The 22,591-nt window shown below is 56.0% G+C and carries 19 protein-coding genes and 1 tRNA gene; 6 read left to right on the forward strand and 14 right to left on the reverse strand.

The window, feature by feature from the left end:
• Nucleotides 1-18 precede the first annotated feature (18 nt).
• Nucleotides 19-1,263, forward strand: coding sequence for a mechanosensitive ion channel family protein (locus tag E0L20_RS06170; protein WP_131633175.1), 1,245 nt, complete (start codon nt 19-21; stop codon nt 1,261-1,263).
• Here the strand turns inward: E0L20_RS06170 and E0L20_RS06175 are convergent, their stop codons facing one another.
• The 9 genes from E0L20_RS06175 to E0L20_RS06215 all read right to left on the reverse strand — a co-directional run bounded on the left by E0L20_RS06175 (nt 1,264) and on the right by E0L20_RS06215 (nt 12,281).
• A complete protein-coding gene (locus E0L20_RS06175; protein WP_131633176.1) occupies nt 1,264-2,235 on the reverse strand; it encodes a LacI family DNA-binding transcriptional regulator in 972 nt (323 codons plus the stop codon).
• 75 nt (nt 2,236-2,310) lie between these two features.
• Entirely contained in the window at nt 2,311-3,453 is a 1,143-nt protein-coding gene (locus E0L20_RS06180) for a Gfo/Idh/MocA family protein (protein WP_131633177.1), read from the reverse strand.
• Nucleotides 3,446-4,471 carry a sugar phosphate isomerase/epimerase family protein gene (locus E0L20_RS06185; protein WP_131633178.1) on the reverse strand — a complete coding sequence of 342 codons (1,026 nt, stop codon included), beginning with the start codon at nt 4,469-4,471 and terminating at the stop codon, nt 3,446-3,448. The genes E0L20_RS06180 and E0L20_RS06185 overlap by 8 nt, the downstream gene beginning before the upstream one ends.
• 15 nt (nt 4,472-4,486) lie before the next feature.
• Complete coding sequence (locus E0L20_RS06190) at nt 4,487-5,725, reverse strand: MFS transporter (RefSeq protein ID WP_131633179.1); 1,239 nt, start codon at nt 5,723-5,725, stop codon at nt 4,487-4,489.
• A 257-nt stretch (nt 5,726-5,982) separates the two neighbouring features.
• Nucleotides 5,983-7,371, reverse strand: coding sequence for a phenylalanine transporter (gene pheP / locus E0L20_RS06195; RefSeq protein ID WP_131633180.1), 1,389 nt, complete (start codon nt 7,369-7,371; stop codon nt 5,983-5,985).
• A 104-nt stretch (nt 7,372-7,475) separates the two neighbouring features.
• Nucleotides 7,476-9,662: a TonB-dependent receptor gene (locus E0L20_RS06200; protein WP_131633181.1), complete on the reverse strand. Its 2,187-nt coding sequence runs from the start codon at nt 9,660-9,662 to the stop codon at nt 7,476-7,478.
• A gap of 53 nt (nt 9,663-9,715) precedes the next feature.
• A complete protein-coding gene (locus tag E0L20_RS06205) occupies nt 9,716-10,792 on the reverse strand; it encodes a YncE family protein (protein WP_131633182.1) in 1,077 nt (358 codons plus the stop codon).
• A 279-nt stretch (nt 10,793-11,071) separates the two neighbouring features.
• Nucleotides 11,072-11,536 carry a hypothetical protein gene (locus tag E0L20_RS06210; protein WP_131633183.1) on the reverse strand — a complete coding sequence of 155 codons (465 nt, stop codon included), beginning with the start codon at nt 11,534-11,536 and terminating at the stop codon, nt 11,072-11,074.
• Nucleotides 11,523-12,281, reverse strand: a complete 759-nt coding sequence (locus tag E0L20_RS06215) for a winged helix-turn-helix domain-containing protein (protein ID WP_131633184.1) — start codon at nt 12,279-12,281, stop codon at nt 11,523-11,525. The genes E0L20_RS06210 and E0L20_RS06215 overlap by 14 nt, the downstream gene beginning before the upstream one ends.
• A gap of 572 nt (nt 12,282-12,853) precedes the next feature.
• Between E0L20_RS06215 and E0L20_RS06220 the strand changes: the two genes are divergently transcribed.
• The 3 genes from E0L20_RS06220 to E0L20_RS06230 all read left to right on the forward strand — a co-directional run bounded on the left by E0L20_RS06220 (nt 12,854) and on the right by E0L20_RS06230 (nt 16,118).
• On the forward strand, nt 12,854-13,294 hold the full coding sequence (locus E0L20_RS06220) for a winged helix-turn-helix domain-containing protein (RefSeq protein ID WP_131633185.1): 441 nt from the start codon (nt 12,854-12,856) through the stop codon (nt 13,292-13,294).
• Nucleotides 13,295-13,425: 131 nt separating this feature from the next.
• Nucleotides 13,426-15,348, forward strand: a complete 1,923-nt coding sequence (locus E0L20_RS24180; RefSeq protein ID WP_131633186.1) for a methyl-accepting chemotaxis protein — start codon at nt 13,426-13,428, stop codon at nt 15,346-15,348.
• Entirely contained in the window at nt 15,348-16,118 is a 771-nt protein-coding gene (locus tag E0L20_RS06230; protein ID WP_131633187.1) for an EAL domain-containing protein, read from the forward strand. Before E0L20_RS24180 ends, E0L20_RS06230 begins: the two co-directional genes overlap by 1 nt.
• A 45-nt stretch (nt 16,119-16,163) precedes the next feature.
• Here E0L20_RS06230 and yahO read toward each other — a convergent pair whose 3' ends face one another.
• The 5 genes from yahO to E0L20_RS06255 all read right to left on the reverse strand — a co-directional run bounded on the left by yahO (nt 16,164) and on the right by E0L20_RS06255 (nt 20,642).
• Entirely contained in the window at nt 16,164-16,439 is a 276-nt protein-coding gene (yahO, locus tag E0L20_RS06235; protein WP_131633188.1) for a DUF1471 family periplasmic protein YahO, read from the reverse strand.
• 140 nt (nt 16,440-16,579) lie between these two features.
• Nucleotides 16,580-17,620 (reverse strand): ABC transporter ATP-binding protein, encoded by a 1,041-nt coding sequence (locus E0L20_RS06240; RefSeq protein WP_131633189.1) that lies wholly within the window; start codon nt 17,618-17,620, stop codon nt 16,580-16,582.
• 1 nt (nt 17,621) lies between these two features.
• The gene (locus E0L20_RS06245; RefSeq protein WP_165500687.1) at nt 17,622-19,196 is read right to left on the reverse strand and encodes an ABC transporter permease; all 1,575 of its coding nucleotides are present in this window, start codon (nt 19,194-19,196) and stop codon (nt 17,622-17,624) included.
• A gap of 24 nt (nt 19,197-19,220) precedes the next feature.
• Entirely contained in the window at nt 19,221-20,237 is a 1,017-nt protein-coding gene (locus E0L20_RS06250) for an iron ABC transporter substrate-binding protein (protein WP_131633191.1), read from the reverse strand.
• A 328-nt stretch (nt 20,238-20,565) separates the two neighbouring features.
• Nucleotides 20,566-20,642 (reverse strand) — tRNA-Arg (locus tag E0L20_RS06255).
• A 256-nt stretch (nt 20,643-20,898) separates the two neighbouring features.
• Here E0L20_RS06255 and E0L20_RS06260 point away from each other — a divergent pair.
• Nucleotides 20,899-21,597: an EAL domain-containing protein gene (locus tag E0L20_RS06260; protein ID WP_131633192.1), complete on the forward strand. Its 699-nt coding sequence runs from the start codon at nt 20,899-20,901 to the stop codon at nt 21,595-21,597.
• A gap of 23 nt (nt 21,598-21,620) precedes the next feature.
• Nucleotides 21,621-22,337, forward strand: coding sequence for a helix-turn-helix transcriptional regulator (locus E0L20_RS06265; RefSeq protein WP_131633193.1), 717 nt, complete (start codon nt 21,621-21,623; stop codon nt 22,335-22,337).
• The last annotated feature ends 254 nt before the right edge of the window (nt 22,338-22,591 follow it).

A 22,591-nucleotide genomic window follows, 5' to 3' on the forward strand; every position in this document is an offset into this window, starting at 1 on the left:
ATCAATACAGGAGACGTTATGCAGGAATTAATTGCTCAGGTTGAAGAGTTAGGGATTGAAATTAATCACACCACCTCTTTAGTGATTATCTTTGGTATTATTTTTCTTACCGCCATCATCGTTCATTTTATTCTGCACAAAGTGGTGCTCCGCGCCTTTGAAAAGCGCGCGCGGGCAAGCAGCCATTTGTGGCTGCAGATCATTACCGAGAATAAATTATTTCACCGCGTGGCCTTTACCCTGCAGGGGATAATCGTCAACGTTCAGGCGGTTCTGTGGCTGCAAAAAGGCAGCGAAGCGGCGGAAATACTCACTACCTGCGCGAAGCTGTGGGTAATGGTCTATGCCCTGCTCTCCTTCTTCTCGCTGCTGGACGTGATATTTAATCTGTCGCAAAAGATGGCCACCGCGTCCCAGCTGCCGCTGAAGGGGATCTTCCAGGGCGTTAAGCTGGTGAGCGCCATCCTGGTGGGGATTTTGATTATCTCCCTGCTGATCGGCCAGTCACCGGCGATCCTGATTAGCGGCCTGGGTGCGATGGCCGCCGTGCTGATGCTGGTCTTTAAAGATCCGATACTCGGACTGGTGGCGGGCATTCAGCTTTCCGCCAACGACATGCTCAAGCTCGGCGACTGGCTGGAGATGCCGAAGTACGGCGCCAACGGCACGGTGACCGACATCGGCCTGACCACCGTCAAGGTGCGCAACTTCGATAACACCATCACCACCATTCCGACGTGGGCGCTGGTGTCCGACGCCTTTATCAACTGGAGCGGCATGTCGGCTTCCGGCGGTCGACGCATCAAGCGCAGCCTGAATATCGACACCACCAGCATTCATTTTCTCGACGAGCAGGAGCAGCAGAAGCTGATACAGGCGAGGCTGCTGAAGCCGTATCTGGCCGCGCGACACGAGGAAATTACCCTCTGGAATCAGGAGAACGGTGAAGGGGAATCGGTATTAAACCTGCGCAAGATGACCAATATCGGCACCTTCCGCGCCTACCTGAATGAATATCTGCGCAACCACCCGCGCATTCGCAAAGATATGACGCTGATGGTGCGCCAGCTCGCGCCGGACGCTAACGGCCTGCCGATTGAAATATACGCCTTCACCAACACGGTGATCTGGGCGGAATATGAGGAGATTCAGGCGGATATTTTCGACCATATTTACGCGGTGGTGGATGAATTTGGTCTGCGCATTCACCAGTCGCCGACCGGGAACGATATTCGCTCCCTGGCGGGCGCACTCGTTAAATAATCAGGCGCTGGCGCGGGAAATATAGCGCCAGTCCATCATCACCCTTTCCGTAGGCGCATCCGGGTTGTCGATTTTATTCATTAACAAATCGACCGCCTTGCGCCCGATATCCCGCGAAGGCTGCTCAATGGTGGTGAGCGAAATCATGTCCGCCAGCTCCGTGCCGTCAAACCCCACGACCGAAATATCCTCCGGCACCCGCAGCCCCGCCTGCTGAATGGCGCGCAGCGCGCCTGCGGCCAGGGTATCGGACACCGCAAAGACCGCGTCCGGCGGGTTCTCTTTCAGCAGGTTTTGCATCGCGGCCATCCCGGCGCGCGAGCTGAGATCGCTGGCGTATTCCACCGCCTGATAGTCCAGGTCCTTCAGGTGGATCACGCTCTTGTAGCCGCGCTCGCGCAGGCGGGCATATTTATAGCTGAGGTCGTGGTTTATCATCGCGATACGCGTGCGCCCGCTTTCAGCCAGCTGGCTGACGGCGTGCTGCGAGGCGTCGACGTCGTTAATCCCCACGCAGGAGACCGCGCCCGCATCGGCGTATTCGGCGCACTGTACCCACGGCGCGGCACCAATCAGCGCGGCCAGTTCCGGCAGCTTCGAGAAGGCGTCCATGGTGATAATGCCGTCGACGATTTTGCCCGACAGCAGGCTTAAGCCCGAGCGGGAGCGCTCGATGTCCGAGCCGGAGTTGCATAGCAGGATGCGGTAGCCGTTTTTCTCCGCCTCTTCTTCAATGCCCTTCACCACCTCGGCGCAGAACGGGTTGGCGATGTTGGAGACCATTACCAGGATCATATAGCTGCGGGCGGTGCGCAGCTGGCGCGCCAGCAGGTTCGGCTGGTAGTTGCTCTCCTGGATCGCCTGCAGAACGCGCTCGCGGTTTTTCGCCTTCACGGTGTCGCTGTTGTTGAGCACGCGGGAGACCGTCGCCACGGAGACTCCGGCGAGCTGAGCGATTTTCTGAATAGACATAGCGACGACACATCCTGCGGTTAGCGTTTTGTGCAGGCTACCATAAAACGGTTGCCCGGCGAACCGGGCAACGCGTCAATACGCCACGCGCACCCAGCGCTGCTGCTGATGGCTTTTCACTATCGCATCAATGATATACATCACGTTCGCGCCGTCGTGGAAGGTCGCAAACGGCGGTTTATCCGCCATCGCCCCCGCCTGAACGGCGCGGTAGAACTGCGCCATCATATTTTTAAACGCGTCCGGCCAGCCTTCGATATGCCCACCGGGGAAGTGGGCGCTGTCGGCCACGTCAGGGTTCATCAGGCCCGGATCGTCGGTGAGCGTCTGGTTGGCCTGCGCGCGATGCCCGATCCACAGCCGCTGCGGGATCTCCTGATCCCACGCCACCGACCGCTCGCTGCCGTTGATCTCAAACGTCAGGCGATTTTTGCGCCCCGCGCTCACCTGCGAGACGCTAAAGCTGCCCCTGCTGCCGTCGTCGAAGCGGAACAGCACCGAGCCGAAGTCTTCGGTGGTGACCGGCCTGTCTTCATACTGCGCGTGCGCATCGTGGGTAAAAGTCTGATTGCCCGACACGCTGGCTTTGCGCGTCGGCCAGACGATGGCGAGATCGGCCATCACCTCGGTTATGCGTCGCCCGGTGACGAACTGCACCGTGTCGCACCAGTGGGAGCCGATATCCGCCACCGCGCGCGATGCGCCGCCGAGCGCGGCATCCACCCGCCAGTTGTAGTCGGTTTCCAGCAGCATCCAGTCCTGCAGGTAGCTGCCGTGCGCGGCGAACAGCCGCCCGACGCTGCCCGCGCGCATCATGCTCGCCGCCTGGCGCACCATCGCAAACTGGCGATAGACAAAGCTCACGCCGTGCACCACGCCTGCCTGCTCCGCCAGCGCCACCAGCTCGCGCGCCTCGTCCGGAGTCATGCACAGCGGCTTTTCGGAAAACACGTGCTTGCCCGCGCGCAGGATCTTGCGGTTAATTTCCGCGTGCAGATGGTTCGGCGTGCAGTTGTGCACCACGTGCAGATCGGGATGTGCGAGCAGTTCCTCCACGCTGCCGTACGCGTGCGGCACGTTAAGCTGGCGCGCTTTTTCTTGCGCCTGAGTAAGGGTTCCGTCGCACAGGGCAACCACCTGCACAAAACCTAGGCGCCTAAGCGCCTCGATATGCGCCGGGCCGATAAACCCGCTGCCGATAATCCCGACGTTAATCATGGCTGCCTCCCGCCGCGAAGTCGTCAAACGCGCGCCCGGAGACCGGGATGATATGGCGGCGGATAAACTCGCTGCCCTCACTGGCGCCGGCTTCGCCGTCCTTTAGGCAGCACTCCCACTCCAGCACCGCCCAGCCGTCGTAGTCGTACTGGGTCAGCCTGCTGAAAATGCCCTTAAAGTCGATCTGCCCGTCGCCGAGCGATCGGAAGCGCCCGGCGCGGTTGATCCACGGCTGGTAGCCGCCGTACGCGCCGCTGCGCCCGTTGGCCCTGAACTCGGCATCCTTCACGTGGAACGCCTTGATGCGCGCGTGGTAGATGTCGATAAAGGTCAGGTAGTCCATCTGCTGCAATAGCATATGGCTCGGATCAAAGAGAATGTTGCAGCGCGGATGGTTATCCACCAGCGCCAGAAAACGCTCGAAGGTCACGCCGTCGTGCAGATCCTCCCCGGGATGCAGCTCAAAGCAGACGTCCACGCCCTGCTCGTCGAACGCGTCCAGAATCGGCCGCCAGCGGTTTGCCAGTGCCTGGAACGCTTCCTGAAAACGCTGCTCGTTGTGCGGCGGCCACGGGTAGAAGAACGGCCACGCCAGCGAGCCTGAGAAGGTGGCGTGCGCTTTCAGGCCTAACCTGGCCGAGGCAGCCGCCGCCTGCGTCAGCTTCTCCGTCGCCCACGCCCGTCGCGCCGCATCGTTGCCGCGCACGGCGGCGGGCGCGAAGTGGTCAAACGCGTCGCTGTAAATCTCATTCACGGCGACAAGCTGCCCCTCCAGATGGGTCGACAGCTCGCTGATGACCAGCCCGCGCGCGGCCAGCTTGCCGGTGATTTCATCACAGTAGCTCTGGCTCTCGGCCGCCTTCGCCACATCAAAAATGTGCGGATGGTTGCAGGGGATCTGCACCGCTTTATAGCCCTTCCCGGCTGCCCACCCGGCCAGCCCGTCGAGGGTGTTGAACGGCGCTTCTGCACCGATAAACTGCGACAGAAAAATGCCGGGTCCTTTCATCGTCCTCATACCACCTCCTGAACGTTACGCCTTGTCATCGTCATACTTAAACGTGAGAAGGAAAATCAGCGCGATCGCCGCGGCAGCCACCGCCGGGATCCACCAGAATGTCACCCACGCCTGCGGCACGGTTTGCCCCGCCACCAGACGGTTATAGAGCGCGCCGGAAATCTGCGAGCCGAGCAGCATGCCGATGCCGTAGGTGAACATCACGATCATGCTCTGCGCCTGGCCCTTCACCTTTTCGCCCGCCACGCGGTCGGTATAGATAAAGCCCACCACAAAGAAGAAGTCATAGCACACGCCGTGCAGCAGGATGCCGATATAGAGCAGGAAGCGCCCCTCCTCGCTCACGCCCAGCGCGAACATGGCGTAACGCACGAACCACGCCAGCATGCCGATCAGCAGCATGTATTTCACGCCCAGGCGGCGGAACAGCAGCGGAATGACCAGCATGAAGAAGATTTCCGACATCTGCCCGAAGGACATGGCGGTACTGACGTCGGCAATGCCGGCATCCGCCAGGTATGAGGCGGTGTAGGCGTAATAGGTGCCGAGCGGAACGGAGATCAGCATCGCGCAGACGGAAAAGACGAAGAAGTGGCGGGTTTTGAGCAGCGCGAAGGCATCCGCGCAGAACAGATCGCGCACCTTTACCGGCAGCCCCTTCGCCGGAGCAGGCGTGTGCGGCAGCGTCAGGCTGTAGAGCGCCAGCAGCACGGAGCTGGCCGCCGCCACCTGGAAGATGGTGACGCTGGACGCCACGCCGGTCACGCCGATGAAAATGCCCGCCACGATCCAGCCGATGGTCCCAAAGACGCGCACCACAGGGAAGGTCTTATCGACGTTCGCCAGGCTGTGAAACGCGATGTTGTTGGTCAGCGCCAGCGTCGGCATGTAGCAGAGCGTGTAGCCAAACAGCAGGCCGATGAGCAATGCGCCGTTTTCAGCAACGAGCGCCCCCGGCACAAACCAGAGGATCGCCGCGCCCGCCAGATGCATCACCGCCATCACCTTCTGCGAGGCGAAGAAGCGGTCCACCAGCATCCCGAGCACGAACGGCGAGAGAATAGACGCGATTGGCCCTGCGGAAAACGCGTCGCCAATCAGCAGAGACATGTTGTGCTGGGTCATCACCAGGCCGAGCGTGACCGACCAGCTACCCCAGATAAAAAACTGCAGAAACATCATCAGCGACAGACGCGGAACCAGCATCCGGTGCTGTGCTATCGCCTTTCCACTACTTTCAGTTGTTGACACCATGATGAGCCTCACCCAGAAAAAGTAATCGATTACAAAAAGAGTTCAAATGAAAAGTAATCGATTACAAAATAAAGATCCTGTGGATCAAAACGGAATTGGGAGGGAGGTCACGATAAAGGTTGAGCTGGAGGTGATTTGGGATTTTGTAGGCCCGGTAAGCGTAGCGCCACCGGGCGTGAAGGCGGGTGCGGTCTGGTTTGGTGCGGCCTGGTGCCCTCACCCCGGCCCTCTCCCACGGGGAGAGGGAGAAAACCGTGCTACTTTTTGCGCGAGAGCTTAAACGCCACGAACAGGAACACCACCCACACCGGCAGCAGCATCGCGGAAAGACGCATCTCATCCATGGTGCACATCAGCACCAGAATCAGCGCCAGGAAGGCGATGCAGATATAGTTCCCCGCCGGATAGAGCAGCGCTTTGAACTGCGTTTCGCGTCCCTTTCGGCGCATCGCCGCGCGGAAGCGCAGGTGCGCCAGGCAGATCATGATCCAGTTCAGCAGCAGCGTGGCGACAACCAGCGCCATCAGCAGGCCAAAGGCCTCTTTCGGCAGCAGGTAGTTAATCAGCACCACCAGCGAGGTTATGGCCCCGGAAAGCAGCAGCGAATTGACCGGCACGCCGCGACGGCTGACGCGGGTCAGGAACTTCGGCGCGTTCCCCTGCACGGAAAGGCCAAACAGCATGCGGCTGTTGGAGTAGACGCCGCTGTTATAGACCGAGAGCGACGCCACGAGAATGACGAAGTTCAGCGCCGATGCGACCAGGTTGCTGTTCATGTCGTGGAAAATCATCACGAACGGGCTGCTGTCGGACTTCACTTCCACCCACGGATAGAGCGCCAGCAGGACCACCAGCGAACCGATGTAGAACAGCAGGATACGGTATACCACCTGGTTGACCGCTTTCGGGATGCTTTTGTGCGGGTCGCGCGCTTCGGCCGCGGTGATCCCTATCAGCTCTAATCCGCCGAAGGAGAACATGATCACCGCCAGGGAGAGGATCAGCCCTTTCCAGCCGGTCGCCAGGAAGCCGCCGTGCTGCCACAGGTTGTCGATGGTGGCGCGCTCGCCGCCGTTGCCGGAGAACAGCAGCCAGAGGCCAAAGCCGATCATGCCGATAATCGCCAGCACCTTGATCAGCGCAAACCAGAACTCGGTTTCGCCATACAGGCGCACGTTCACGAGGTTAACGGCGTTGATGATGATGAAGAAGGCCGCTGCCCAGATCCACGTAGGGACGTCCGGCAGCCAGTATTGCATGTAGATGCCTGCGGCGGTCAGCTCCGCCATCCCCACCAGCACGAACATCACCCAGTAGTTCCAGCCGGACAGGAAGCCTGCGAACGGGCCCCAGTATTTATAGGCAAAGTGCGCGAACGAGCCTGACACCGGCTCTTCAACGACCATCTCGCCGAGCTGGCGCATGATCAGGAAGGCGATAATCCCCGCGATAGCGTAACCCAGCAGAACCGCCGGGCCAGCCATCTGAATGGCGGGGCCGATGCCGAGGAACAGCCCGGTACCAATGGCGCCGCCGAGGGCAATAAGCTGAATATGTCGATTTTGCAAACCACGTTGCAGCGTCGGATTCTGATCCGACGAGGCTTCAGCGCTACCGTTGGCTGAAGCGGATGACGCGTCTTTCACGTCCTACCCCTGTCTCTTTTTTAGAAGGGGCACGTTTTAACACTTCATGCTGGTGGTAGCAAGGGATTGGGGCATCCCTGCCCCTGATAACGAGGGTGGAACGCTTAGAACTCGTAGCCAACCGAAACCTTAAAGGTGCGCGGTTCGCCCTGAGAAAGGTAGGTGCCGGTATCGTCAACCGCCGCCCAGTAGTTTTCATCGGTTACGTTTTCGATGCCCGCGCGAAGGGTCATCTGATTTTGGTTGTGGATCACGGCGAAGCGATAGCGCATGCCCAGATCCAGCGTGGTATAGCTGTCCAGCTTGTTGGTATTCGCCAGGTCAGCGTATTGCGATCCCGAGTGGTTCACGCGCGCCGTTGCGGTCAGGCCATCAATAGGCTTGATGTCGTATTCTGCGCCCAGCACAGCGTAGAAACTCGGCACGCCAATCGCCTTGTTCCCCTGATTCACGCCGTTGTTCGTTTTGGTCAGCTCCGCCTGCAGCCAGGTCGCGCCAGCGTTAAGACGCAAGCCCAGCATCGGCTCGCCGAAAACATTCAGCTCGACGCCACGGTTACGCTGCTCCGCATCCAGACCGTAGTGCTTGGTCTGACTGTCGAGAATAGCGGAGGGCATTTTGATTTCGAACAGCGCCAGTGAACCGCCCACGCGGCCAAAATCTGCCTTCACGCCCACTTCGTTCTGTTTAGAGTGAACGATTCCGGTGCTCTGACCGTAGTTGGTGGCGGTGTTAGGCGCGGTTTTACCCGGCTGCAGCGCTTCGGTGTGGTTGGCGTAGAGTGAAACTTCATCCAGCACTTTGTAAACCACGCCGTAGGTTGGCATCCAGCGGCTGCCGTCAAAGGAGTCGCCTTTATTTTCCAGCCCGGTTTGTTTGTCATAACCGCGAATGACCACCTTTTGGTGGCGCGCGCCTGCGGTAAACAGCAGTTTATCATCCAGCACGCCCAGGGTATCGCTCAACAGCCAGCCCTGAGTACGAGTGCGGCCGCTGGTCAGCGGATCGCTATATTTCCCGCCGAGGCCGTTGAAGTTGGTGCTGTCAGGCGCGTTGACGCCCGTATTATGGTAGATGTTGGTATACGGATTATCCGCCGCAGCCGACATTTTCCAGGCGATTTTTTCGTTTTTGGTCATCGCCGAGTAACCGACGTTGACCTTATGCGATACAAAGCCCGTATCAAAGTTACCGCGAATCCCCGCCATTCCGCTGACGGAGTCGCTAATACGATTTGTGTCCAGGCGCGTCGCCGTCGCCGTGCCGTCTTTTTTCCACAGCTTAGCACCGCTGTATAAACCTTCTTCATGGGCGTGCTGCGCGCCAAGCCCGGTGTAGGCCGTCCAGCTGTCGGTAATATCGTATTCGCTGCGCCACATACCGAATTCGTTTTCGATATCGTTGTAAGCCCACTTCTGGGAATAGTTGCGATCGTTTTTTGGCGGCTCAGGAATGAAATCAACGGCGGAGATATTTACTCCGGTTTCACTCCCGTGGAATGATTTCTTCTGATAGCCCACGTCCAGAGAGGTGCGGAAGCTGTCACTTTTATAGTCAAGCCCGGTGGAGAGCAGCGTGGTGCGGCGGCGATCGTTAGCAACCGGCGCTTCGCCTTCGCGATGCACCAGATTCACGCGCGCGCCAAACTGGTCATTGTCACCAAAGCGGCGTCCCGCATCCAGCGTGGTGCCAATCTGAGAATCGGACGTGTAGTCGACGCCCACCTTCGCCTGCGGCGTATCGCCGGCATGCTTAGGCTCAAGGTTGATCATCCCGCCAACGCCGGAGCTGGCCGCTCCGTTCATCAGGGCGTTGGCGCCTTTAAAGACCTCAATGCGATCGACCATCTGTGCATCCACCACCTGACGCGGCAGCACGCCGGACAGGCCGCCAAAGGTCATGTCGTCGCCGTCAAACTTCAGGCCGCGAATGCGGTAGGTTTCGGAGTTGTTGCCATAGCCCTGTACGTTCTGAACACCCGCGTCGTTCGCCAGAACGTCGGCAATGGTTCTCGCCTGCTGGTCTTCCACCAGCTTCGAGGTGTAGCTAATGATATTGAACGGGACGTCCATGGCGTTTTGCTGGCCGAGCATGCCCATGCGCCCGCCGTTCGCCACCTGTCCGTCGAGGAAGGCCGGAACGAGCTGGTCGCCGCCGGGTTTGAAATCGTCGGCAGGTGCGGCCTGGACAACAAGGGTGTCCTCTTTTTTAGTCTCCGCCGCAAAGGCGGAGTGCGTAACCGCGCCAACGGCGAGCGCCAGCAGCGTTTTGTGCATTGTGGTGTTGTTCATACGTTACTCATGAAAAAAGCGCGCAAAAATGGCCCGTTGCCGGGCCTGAGAATTTAGTTAAGTGCGATGCGAACGACGCTGTCCGGCCCGTTAGTCGAGTGGTCTTTATTGAAAGCCTGCTTCACGGTGACGTAGAGCGTCTGGCCATCCGCCGACAGCAGCAGGCTGTTCGGATTCGGCGGCAGCTCCCAGGTTTGCTTCACTGCATAGGAGGTAGCGTCCAGGCTCAGCAGTTTCCCGCTTTCGCGCTGGGTGATGTAAAGCTCGTTGCGTTTGGCGTTGAACTTCACCGCCAGCGAATCGCCCACATCCAGCTGTTTGATTACCTCCCCGGTATGGATATTCAGCACCAGCGTAGTTTTCGCCTTGGAGTTATCGGTGACGAACAGACGCCCGGTGGCGTTGTCTTCCGCCAGGTTCAGCAGCAGCGCAGGCTTGTCGCCCAGCGGCTTCCAGCGTTTTTCGATTTTGTTGCTGTGCGGGTTGATCACCAGGATCTCACCGCCGCCGTTCGCCGCATACAGACGATCGGTTTGCTCAGACCACAGCAGCCCGGTGACCCACTGGCCGGCATTCTTGATGGTTTTTTTCAGCTTCAGCGTCTCTGCGTCAACCACCCAAATCACGCCCGGATCGCCCACGCCGCCAACGTACAGCGTGCCTTCATGGAGCAAAATTTCACGCGCGCCAAACGGGAACCCCTCTTTGTTGCGCTCGGTGAACATCAGGCGTTTTTTGATTTTGCCGTCAGCCGTATTGATAGCGCTAATGCCGCCGTCCAGCGAGTTGGTGACGTAGAGCGTCTGCCCGTCCGGGGAGAGGGTCATCGCAAAGTTTTTCAGATCGGTATGGCTGCGGCCAATGGTTTTCAGCGTGGTGGGATCGAGCTTGTAGATCACCCCACCCTGCACATCCTTGAAGCCTTCAGCGCTGGCAACGAACAGCGCGTCACCTTTCTGGTTCAGCACCATTTCGTACAGGCCGTCGGCGAGCTCGCGCTTGAGGACGCCGGTTTCTGCCGGAGCCGTTACGGTTTTCTGGACGTCAGGTGCGGGGGCGGCGTGCCGGGCAGCGCAGCCGGAAAGTGAAGCAGCGACGAGCAGCGCCAGCGCGGACAGTTTTTTGGTCATCAGGAACATCCTTTACCGTTTAAAGAGAGTCAGGCGGGGATCTGCGTCGCATGCGGCTGCGATTATGGTTGTGTTGGCAGGCTGTCAAGCCAGAGCAGGTTCCACCGTCATACCCAGTGTTCCGTGTGAGATCTGCTCACTGTTGATGCGGGAAATATCCGTCGGCGCCCGCAAACACTAAAGAGAATGAGAACTATACTCATTATCTTTGTATGATCAAGTGTAAATATGCCTAAGGCATTAAATTAAAAGGAGTGCGATGAAAAGGGGTATTCCCGCTCAGTCTTTGGTGCAGTAAAACGTGGGCGAATTACCAAAGCTAAAGAGGTAGCTGTGGCCGTTTACCGGCATAATTTGTATGCTGATGCCGCTGTCGCGATGGTGGAAGAAATCAGGAATATCATGGCGGAAAGGTTCGTCTTTTTTCGGCAGTTCATTCGTTTCGCTGGCGACCAGAATAACCCTGCCATCTTCATACCAGTAGTTAAAAGCGATTTTATTGCTGATGGTGACAGGCTGCTGGCCCGCCTCGGTATATTCCCCGGTGGTATCATAACTGCCGGTGCCATTATTAAAAGTAAAGGTCATAATGGAATCAACCCGCCAGTCATTGTCGACGATCGTTAAGTGACTTTCGCAGGTAAAATGATTTTTCTGGTCATTGAGATACCAGGCGTAAAGCAGTGGCGCAATAATCGCCAGGGTTATAACCAGCCAGCGCACAATCAGGCTATTCACTCTCATGATATTGCTCCCGATAGACAATGGCATCACATTGAGCGTCGTCATTGCTCAGTTTTTTATCGCATATCATCACCGAGGTGCCATTCTGAAAACGATTGAGCGTGATATAAGCCACGCCGCCCGAGCGGCACTGAATGGGATAACGCCCGTCACGGGCAATAAACGCACTCCGGCTTCTCATTTCATCATGCCAGGATGAATACACTTCGCATCCCTTGATTTTACCCACGTATTGATAATCATCAAAATTCGCGCGCTGCCCCTCAAGCTGGAAATATAACACCGAGCAAGAGACGATAAACAGCAGTCCAGCCAGTAAATAGGCGATGAGTGAATAAGACGAAGCGTGACGTTGAGAAGGTATTTCGGCTGGCACAGGAACAGCCGAATCGATAAAGTCCTGGAGGGTGCCCGTTTCAATTTGCGCAATTGACTTAAAACCCTCTTTAGGCACCGTCTGTACAACATTTTCTGCCAGACCGGCGGTTTTTAACGCCTTACGGATTGAGGCGATGGTTTGATACAGCGCATTGGTGGTCACGACCGCGCCCTGTTTTTCCCATACTGCAGCAAACAGATAGCGTTGCGTGAGTACCTCTCCGTTATGTTCAAGCAGTTGCAGCAAGCACTCACTGACCGGGCCGTGCAGCAAGACCGCATGTTCCGGGTAGCCCGCAAGCGGGCCCAGCCGACGCTTATCTGGCTCAAACAACACGGAGCCATTAATCAGAAAGGCCGGCTTCATGGGGCACCTGCCGGTAAGGTACAAGGGTGAAATATATTCATCGTTGTTATATTACCGCGTCCGTATTCAGTTTCTGATTCAGGATTTTATTTTTATTTATCAACGCATTGACTTTTAAACAATGCGCTATCCTGCATTTTTAGTCCGCTCTGCGCCTCTATACGATCAGTATAAATCATTTAACTTCATTCCACTTTGTTGCTCAGACCTCGTAACGTGAGTGACATCGCAAAGGATTAACCTGACGTGCAAAAGCCAGCCCGCCAGGACAGGCAGATATGCTGATAGTTTTTAAAATTTTGCACTTTTATATTGAGGCATCGATCGCGTATTTAATTTTAAAACAAATGAAAGATAATCTGCGTTTGGGTAGTTTTTTGCGCTAAAAATACAGCTTACATCGACAAATACGCCATGAGCGCATGTTACATAGCCAGTTTCTCATAGCGCATAAGGATGCGTATTGGAAAGCATTGATAGCGGCAATATAATCCTCCACACAAAAGGTATGGATTATCTCAACGCTTATATGCAGGGTTGCTCCCTGGTTTAATTGAATATAGGTATAAGACATGAGTTATCGTCTATATGGATTCATGATTGGTGATGAAATTCATTTCGACATTTCTAATCGCAGGCTGTACCGACTCTCCGGGAGCCATACTGAAAAAAGCATTGCCTTTGCATCCATTTATTTTAACGAAACAATGCTGCGGCTTTTCCTTTATTTGTTGATGAATGGCAGAACGAAGCCCGTTTCAAAAGAGGAACTGTTTGAAGAGATATGGGAGGCTCACGACCTGAGCCCCTCAACCCAACGATTATGGCAGGTCCTGCACAATCTAAACAATAAACTCAGCCTGCTTGGACTGCCCGATGATTTCATCCGCAATATTAGAGGGCGCGGTTACATTATTAATTATCCGGACGTCATCCCGGTATATTACAGGATGAGCGAACTCCCGGCTCATTCCGTTAAAAAAGAGGAGAAGACAGATAGCCTGAGTGAGTGATGTCAACCCAGGTTTTGCCCTGAGCACGTCCGTGCGAGGGGCTTTTTTTTATCTCATTTTCAACGCGTTTTATTACTCCGTTAGTGACGATAGCACTGTTTCTCGGCGATCGCCGAGACTGGAAAAAACCTATGAATATATTTAATCGTTTTAATAATTTAAAAGTCAGCAAGAAATTATTTTTCGGGTTTACTGCCGTACTGCTGGTGACGTCGGCTATTCTCGTTACGGGGTTACTTGGGCTGTACAACGTCCAGGATAAAGTCGATAAAAACGGTCATACCACCGATCTGTTTAACGCGCTTTCTGCCGTGCGCCTCAACCGCACCAGCTATCAGTACACGCTGGATCGGCAGTACCTGGACAAGACGAACGCCGCCGCCCAGCGCATGAAGGCAACGGTGACCGAGCTGGAAAAGTTTGACTGGACCTCAGACGGGAAAAGCACCGTTGACGCCACCGGGCGCGCCGTGAACAGCTACGTTAAAACCCTGTCGTTATTTACCGCCGCGCTAAACGAAAAGAGAGAGAGCGAGGCGAAACTCAATACGCAGGGCCTGTGCGATAACTCAGAAATCGCCACCAGGCTGAGCCGTAACGCGACGCTGACGCCGGAGCAGGCACTGCTGGCGTCTCAGGTGGCGTTCATTATGAGCGATATCGACTCGCAGGTGTCTCTGTATAAGCAACACCCGACGGATGCGTTGCGCCAGGCGGTACTCGCGCGTCTCAGTACGGGAATTACCGACTCCGGTAAGCTGCTGCCGCTTTTGCCTGACGATGGGAAAGAATGGGTGCTCGAAGGCATTGAGGAGATGAAGCGCATCACTGCCGAGGTGGACAACTATAAAAACGTTTGGCAGCAGCAGGCCACGCTGTCGGAGGCGTTAACCGCTAATGCGGTTGCGCTGACGGACGCCATTCAGACCATGTTTACCCGACAGCAGCAAAAAGTGTTTGATACCGTGGACAGTATTCAGACGCAAATGAGCATTGTCGCCGCCATAGGTATCGTGCTGGGCATGCTGCTGGCGCTGGCGATCACCCGTTCGATTACTCGCCCGCTGAATGAAACGCTGCACGTTGCCGAGAATATCGCCCGGGGCGATTTGACCAGCACGCTCGCCAGCACTCGCCTTGACGAACTGGGCTTGCTGATGCGCGCCGTCTCCACCATGAATGACAATCTCAAGAAAATTATCCGCGAGGTGCATGACGGCGTGGAAAGCGTTGCCCGCTCGTCCTCGGAAATTGCCGCCGGGAATATGGATCTTTCAGCCAGAACGGAGCAGCAGTCTGCCGCCGTGGTGGAAACGGCCGCCAGCATGGAAGAGCTTACCTCGACCGTGGCGCTGAACGCGGAAAATGCCAACCATGCCCGACTGCTGGCGGATGAAGCGTCGCAGAACGCGACTGAAGGGAGCCAGATTTCACTGAAGGTGATCGATACCATGAAAAACGTGCGCAGCAGCTCGCACCGGATTTCAGAAATCACCACCGTCATTAACAGCATCGCGTTTCAGACCAACATTCTCGCGCTGAATGCCGCCGTTGAAGCCGCCCGCGCGGGCGATCAGGGGAAAGGCTTCGCCGTGGTCGCCGCCGAGGTGCGAACCCTGGCGCAGCGCAGCGCCCAGTCGGCAAAAGAGATTGAGAACCTGATCAACGAGTCCGTCGTGCATGTCGATACCGGTTTTAGCCTGGTGGAGAGCGCGGGTGATGCGATGACCAAAATCGAAACCTCCGTGGCGCAGGTCCGCGACATCATGAACGAAATCGCCGCCGCTACCGACGAACAGAGTCGCGGTATTTCCCAGATTGCGCAGGCGATGGCCGAAATGGACACCACCACCCAGCAAAACGCCGCGCTGGTGGAAGAATCCTCCGCGGCGGCAAGCTCGCTTGAGGATCAGGCCGTTCAGCTCGAAAACGTCGTCTCGATTTTCCGCGTCTCGAACGATCAAACCGCTCGCGTGCAAAAACGTCCGCAAAGCAGCGCTGCCGTCCTGAAGCACCCGTCGGCCAAAGAACCTAACGACTGGGTCAAATTCTGATGACGCGTCTTTTTACCCGTGCACCGGAAAAAACGCTGAGCAAGGCCATTGCTCAGCGCCAAATCCGGCCGGTCTATCAGCCCTTCTTCGACAGCCAGAAGGGCACTCTTGCAGGCATTGAAGTCCTGGCCAGATGGAGGCATCCGCTGTATGGCAACGTTGCGCCGGATACCTTTATCGCTCTGGCGGAAGAACGCAACCTCATCGCCCCGCTGACGCATCAGCTCATTCAACAGGTGATTGCCGATCTCGAGCACCACATCCATCTTTTCCCTGATGGCCTGTACATTAATCTTAACCTGAGCCCCTACAACTGCCTCGATCCGCGCTTTGAATCGGACACGGTTGAGCTTTTGCAAAAATTCGCCGACAGCCGCGTGCAGCTGGTTATTGAAATCACGGAGAGGCATCCGCTGCATTTCACCCCGCAGCTGAGCGAGTGGTTTGCCGTACTGCGAAAATCCGGTATTTCCGTTGCGCTGGACGACTTTGGTACGGGGTATTCGAACCTCTCCTATATTTACGCCCTGGAGCCTGAGTTCATCAAAATCGATAAACTGTTCGTTGGCCAAATCGGTGAAAATGGCGATACCCGTCTCGTGGACAGCCTGATCGCGCTCGCGAAGAATATGCATCTGAGGATTATTGCCGAGGGCGTCGAAACCCAATGCCAGGCCGACTATCTGCGCACGAAAGCGTGTGATTTTTTGCAGGGCTATCACCTGTGCAGGCCGGTTCCGATGAGGGAACTGATTGGGATGGCTGGCTAACAGAGGCTGGATAACCACCCCGCAATCGGGGTGGTTGTGAGGAGGTTATTTTTTCTTGTAAATATTGGCCGTACCGTGAATTTTATTGTTGGTGTTACCTGACGTCAGGACCAGCACATCGGCGCCTTCCTTGTCCGCTTTTTCAATCAGCTCTTTTTTGGCATCATCCACCGATACTTCACCCGAGGTGTTCACCGTACCGATTTTTGTATACTGAGATTCGACCTTCTCGAACTCACTTTTGGTCAGCAGCTCAGCCGCAAAGGTGCTGGTTGTAAACAGAAATACCGTTCCCAACAAAATAGCAGTCGTCTTTTTCATAACCTTTTTTCCTTGAGATTAATCAGCAACTACGTAAAACCTCACGACCCACTGTAAGGTTTAATGAGCATGGTAGAGGATCTCAGGAAATGCCATACGTTCAGGAAAATTCTTTTATAACAATCCGTTGTATAAAAATACTAACGAGCGTTAAGAATATTCAAAACGCGAACGTTGCCGATAACATCAATACGCACGGCCATGCCCGGACGCCAGGCTGCCTGGCTAACCGTTTTCAGGGCGATGGGTTCCTCCTGCCCGACAAGGGCCAGCGTGAGCGTGGAGAGATGACCGGTAAAATCCACATCAATAATGGATACAGGGCTGTCCTGCTGCGCACAGGCCGTCACCCGAAGTTGTTCAGGACGCATCATAATCCTGCCCTGACCCGCCGCATGCGCGTTGTCCGTCCGCACTTCGCCCAGGGCACAGAGCGCGCGTCCGTTAGAAAGCCGGGCGGGCAAGATGACCGCATCGCCAAGAAACAGTGCCGTCTCTTCATCCACAGGCTGGGTGTAAACCTCAAAGGGCGATCCTACCTGGGTAAATCGACCGGAACGCATCACGGCCACCTGCGTCGCAAAGGAGAGTGCCTCATTTTGATCGTGGGTAACCAGAATAGAGGCAACGCCCGCCTCCGCCAGCAGTTCGGCGGTGGCCTTGCGGGTCATCGCGCGCAGCCCCGTATCCAGGGCGGAAAAAGGTTCGTCGAGCAGCATCAGCGAGGGACGCTGCGCCAGCGCGCGGGCAAGCGCCACGCGCTGCTGCTGACCGCCGGAAATCTCGTGCGGCCAGTGCGCGGCAAGCTGCCTGTCCAGAGACACCCTCTCCATCAGCGCGTCCACGTGCTTACGCTTTTCGTGGCGGCTGCCCTCTAATCCCCAGGCGATGTTATCCGCCACGTTGAGGTGCGGGAACAGCGCTCCCTCCTGCGGAACAAAGCCGATGCCGCGCTGGTGAGCCGGGATAAAACTGTTTTCATCAAACAACGTTCGCCCCTGCATCACGATGCGCCCGGCGTCCGGCGTTTCAAACCCGGCAAGTATGCGCAGCAGCGTCGTTTTCCCCGAACCGGACGGCCCGACAATCGCCGTCCGGCTTCCCGGTGCAACGCTCAGGTTTACATTCTCCAGCACCTGAGCATCGGAAAACGATTTTGAAATGGACGTGAGTTCAAGCATGTCATAGCCCTGCAATTTTTTTAGACTGCACATAAAGAATGGCGGTGAGCGGTAAGGAGATGAGGATCATCAGCATTGCGTAAGGCGCAGCGGCCACGTAGTCGATCTCGCTGGTCAGGGCCCAGAAGCCGGTGGAGAGCGTGCGCGTGCCCAGCGGGGAGAGCAGAAGCGTGGCGGTCAACTCATTGCTGACGCCGAGGAATACCAGCGCCGCGCCCGCAGCGGCACCCGGTGCGGCCAGCCGCAGGGTAACGCTCCACAATGCTTTTCCCGGCGTGCTGCCAAGGCTGCGGGCTACGTTTTCCAGCTCCACAGGCGCCTGGGCGATCCCGGCCCGCAGGTTAATCAGCGCCCTGGGCATAAACATCAGCACATAGGCGAGGAACAGCGTGATTTCCGTCTGATAGATCGGACGGGCGTAATGGATCGTGACGGTGACCAGCGCGAGGGCGGTCACAATTCCCGGCAGAGAGCTGGTGATATAGATGCACCCTTCAAGCATGCGGAAGAGGCGGTGCGGATAGCGAACGCCGAGCCAGGCTATCGGGATCACGCAGGCCGTCGTCAGCAGCGCCCCGCCCACGCCCAGCATTAGCGTCTGGCGCAGCGAGTGCCAGAGATCGGCGCTCATCCAGATTTCCACGCCGCCAAGCCCTATCCAGCGGCACAGCACAATCAGGGGAACGCCCAGCGCCAGCATCACCAGCGACAGAAACATCACCTGGCTCAGTGCAGCAACAGCAGGCTTCAGCATCCAGCGCTTTTGCTCGCGGGCAGCTCCGGCACCGATTCGCGCATACCGCGCTTTGCCGCGCGTCACCCCTTCCAGCACCAGGATGGCCAGGCAGCACAACGCCAGCACGCCCGCGAGCATGTTCGCCGCCGGGCCGCTGAAGGTTGACTGGAACTGGTCATAAATTGCCGTGGTGAAGGTGTCAAAACGGATCATCACGTACAGGCCATATTCTGCCAGCAGATGCAGCGCCACCAGCAGCGCCCCGCCGCAGATCGCCAGCTTAAGCTGGGGTAAGACCACGCGGAAAAAGACCCGCCAGGGAGGTGTACCCAGCGAGGCGGCCACATCCTCAAGCGTCGGATCGAGGCGGCGTAGCACCGCCGCCACCGGCATGTAAATAAACGGATAGTAGGCTAACACGGAGAGAAACACGCCCGCGGAAAGACCGTGCAGGGAGGGAACTGCGCTCACCCAGGCATAGCTTTGTACAAACGCAGGGATCGCCAGCGGGGCTACCGCCAGCGCAGACCACATCCCCCGCCCGGCAAGCGTTGTGCGCTCCGTGAGCCAGGCAATCGCCACGCCCAGGACAATGCACAGCGGTACCGCAAGCGCCGTCAGCCACAGCGTGTTGCTCAGCAGCTCGGCAACACGCGGGCGGAACACCAGCGCCTGAATGTTCTCCCAGCCGGTCTCAATGCCAATGGCTACGATAAAACCCAAAGGCAGAAGCGCCAGTACTGAAAACAACGCGGCTAACATGACCATCGGCAGTGCAGGACGCCTGCGAACAGGCTTCCGTAATCTGCTTTTGCCGATATCGAGACTCAGACCAGACATAGGACGTTCACTTTACTCTCAGGATCACAGCAGGCCGGCCTTCGTCATCAGCTCGATAACTTTTTTACCGTTGAGCGTTGAAGGTTCAACTTTTGGCGCATCCAGATCCTTCAGAGGCACCAGCTTCGGATTCGAGACCGCGTTCACGCCCACCGCATATTCAAACGCGTTGTTGGTGCGCAGCTGCTCCTGGCCTTCTTTACCGGTGATGTACTTAACGAAGGCCTGAGCCTGTTCTTTATGTTTGCTGGATGCCATGACGCCGCCGCCAGAGAGGCTGACAAACGCGCCCGGGTCCTGATTTTTGAAGTAATAGAGCTGGGTATTTTTGCTGTTTTCACCCGTTTTGGATTGATCGACAAAACGGTAGTAGTGATAGATCACCCCGCCATCAATTTGTCCGGCATTCACCGCTTTCATCACGGTGCTGTTGCCTTTGTAGGCAACAAAGTTAGCCTTCATCGCTTTGAGCCAGTCCAGCGTCGCCTGCTCGCCTTTCAGCGCCAGCATTGCGCTGACGATTGCCTGGAAATCGGCACCGGACGGAGAAGCCGCCCAGCGGCCCTTCCACTCAGGCCTGGCCAGATCCATCAGCGATTTTGGCAGTTGCTGCTCGTTCAGTTTTTTCGGGTTATAGACAAACACCGTGCTGCGGGCAGCAATGCCAATCCAGCGGCCGTGTGCCGGACGATATCCCGGCGGGACCTGCTTTAAGGTATCCGCATCTAACGTTGCGAACAGTTTTGCATTATCAACTAATACCATCGACGGGGAGTTTTCCGTCAAAAATACATCCGCAGGAGACGCATCACCTTCCTGAACCAGCTGATTACCCAGCTCGCTGTCGTCGCCATTGCGTAAAGTCACTTTAATACCGGTCTCTTTTGTAAAACCGTCCACCCAGGACTTCACCAGATTTTCATGCTGCGCGTTATACACCACAATGCCTTCGTTGTTATCGGCGGCAACTGCTTGTGTTGAAAGGAAAATTGACGATAAAAGCAAGGCAAGCGAGAAACATGACAGCAGGCGAGAATGCATAGAAATATCCTTAATAGACCAATGTAAATAATAACGAATGGCTTAGCGGGTAAGGATTAAAGCATACAAAAACGCTAATGATAATTACTATCAATCCAGTTTAGATGTAAAAGTGTAAAATATCCCTGAAGATGAATTTGGTGTGATAAAAATCCAGAGTAAAATAAGTGAAAAATTAAAGATTAAGAAAACCTTAAGATGAAAATAATAATAATTTATTAGCGTTCTATTTATTAGTCGATTATTTAACGGGCTGCGTAAAGGTGCAACAAAAGCGTGGTTGTGACCAGGCCGAGACAGGTATATGAAGGGAAGCGAGCGGGTAGAATGGTACGCCCTGTAGGATTCGAACCTACGACCTACGGCTTAGAAGGCCGTTGCTCTATCCAACTGAGCTAAGGGCGCACGGAGAAGTAAAAACTTCGCGGTGGTGAAACGCCTGGAATTATACGGTCAATGACAGGTGAGTCAATGCCTTTTCCTTCTTCCGGGCTGATTACGGCTAGTCGATTGTAAATACGACTATTTTTTCGACATTCGGCGCGCGTGCTTCACCTCTTTCCCCGTTGCGAAAAAGCCTGGCCTCATTTAAGTAACGCCTGCTGTTAACCCCTGCATCCCGCGGTCACACTGGTGCAATGGCAAACAACAGGATACCGGCGTGACAGCGCAAAATCAGGCGTATACGCCCCCCCGCTTAAAACATGTTTCTCAGGACATCGTTGGCATAAAGCTGGAGCCTATCGTGGCGCTCTCCACCTTACGCAGGGTGGGCGTGGAAGTGCTCAGCGTGATGTCCCCGACGCAGCAAAGCGAGGACTTTTTTCGCAGGCAATCCGCCGGGCGGTTGTTTACGCTACTCGAGGCGCAGCGCGCGGCGCTAAAAAATAGCCCGGCCTGCAATAACCTTTTCATCAATTTGCCGATAACCGTACTGACCGTGCCGGAAAATTTTCAGCGATTGCTGCGGATGGATGGCGCACCGCTCAACATTGAGATTGTCGAACCTGCACAATTTTTGACGCTCACCGGTGCGCAGCAGCGTGAGGTCATCCAGCGGCTGAAGCGGCTCACTCTACAGGATCACCGCATCTGGCTGGATGACGTTGATGAAACGTTAGCGCAGCGCTTTTTATGCTATCGATTGCCCTTACACGGCATCAAAATCGATAAAGAAGCATTCTGGCGCTTGCGTAACACCCCCGAACTTGGACAGCTGGTTTCTTTTTGCGCTCAACTTGCCGGGAATGTGCTTATCGAAGGTATTGAAACTGAAAGGGATCTTGCCTGTGCGCAGCGGGCAGGCGCAGGACTCGGCCAGGGATATTACTGGCCATCCTGGACATGGCCGGAGAAGTAAACAGCATCTCCAGGAGGGAAGCCATGCGAATGACCGTGCGCCGTTACCGGCGGCGTCGTACAGGAAGTGATGCTCTGGGATTCACCCACTCGCCGTTTGCTCCCCCCTTTTTCGACCGGCTTGAATTTTTAAGCCAGCCCAAAAACCTGGCCCGTAAAACGGATGCGCCGTATATCATCCTGGTCACGGAGGATCACTTCCTGCGCGCGGGATTTTTGAACGGGCAATTCCCTCTGAGCAGCTGTTGCGATTATCCCGCGCTGGACGTTGCCCTTAGCGCCCTGAACCAGTGGCCATCTTCCCGTCTGGTGGTGGATGTAGAGAGTCATAAAACGACGCTCATCGACAGGCTGGAGCAGCTGAGAAGGCACAGCCTCTACCCGCCTTTTCTTACGCCGCATCTGTTAATCAGGGCGGATGATTATGATACGCGCCTGTTCTGTAAAGCAGCCGGTCCTTTTCATGTTCTCGAGCGCCAGCTGACGGCCGCAACGCTTCAGCGTCGGCTTCTGGAAACCAGGCCGCCTCCAGGCGTACATAAAGAGTGGTTCTCTCGGGCCGAGTGGCCCATTTTGCAGGAGATGTCGCGCGGGAAGTCTCTGCGTCAGATAGCGCTTATGCAAAATCGGCCCTACAGCCGCATTATTTATCGTCTCGGCTGCATTCTGACGAAGCTTGGTTTGAGTCATCGCCAGGAACTGCTCCATCTTCTTAACAATATCTCAGACTGCGCACGATAACTTACCCACTAACCTCTTAATTCCTAAAGACCTTTAAGAAATTGCCTATCAGCAATGTTGCTTTTATGTTTAATATTAACAATTCATTAAATTTTAAAACTATTCCTAATTCATCAACTTAAACGAAGCGAAATGTTTAAGAACAGGTAAATTCCAGCACTTTCCTCCATGTGTTAGAGGAATAGCGCTTCCGTTAACAGGATGATAATGATGCAAAAACAAGCAGCTTGTCAGCTTTGGTCAAGACGATAAGG

The sequence above is a fragment of the Enterobacter wuhouensis genome, assembly GCF_004331265.1.
In the GTDB taxonomy this organism is placed as follows: Bacteria; Pseudomonadota; Gammaproteobacteria; order Enterobacterales; family Enterobacteriaceae; genus Enterobacter; species Enterobacter wuhouensis.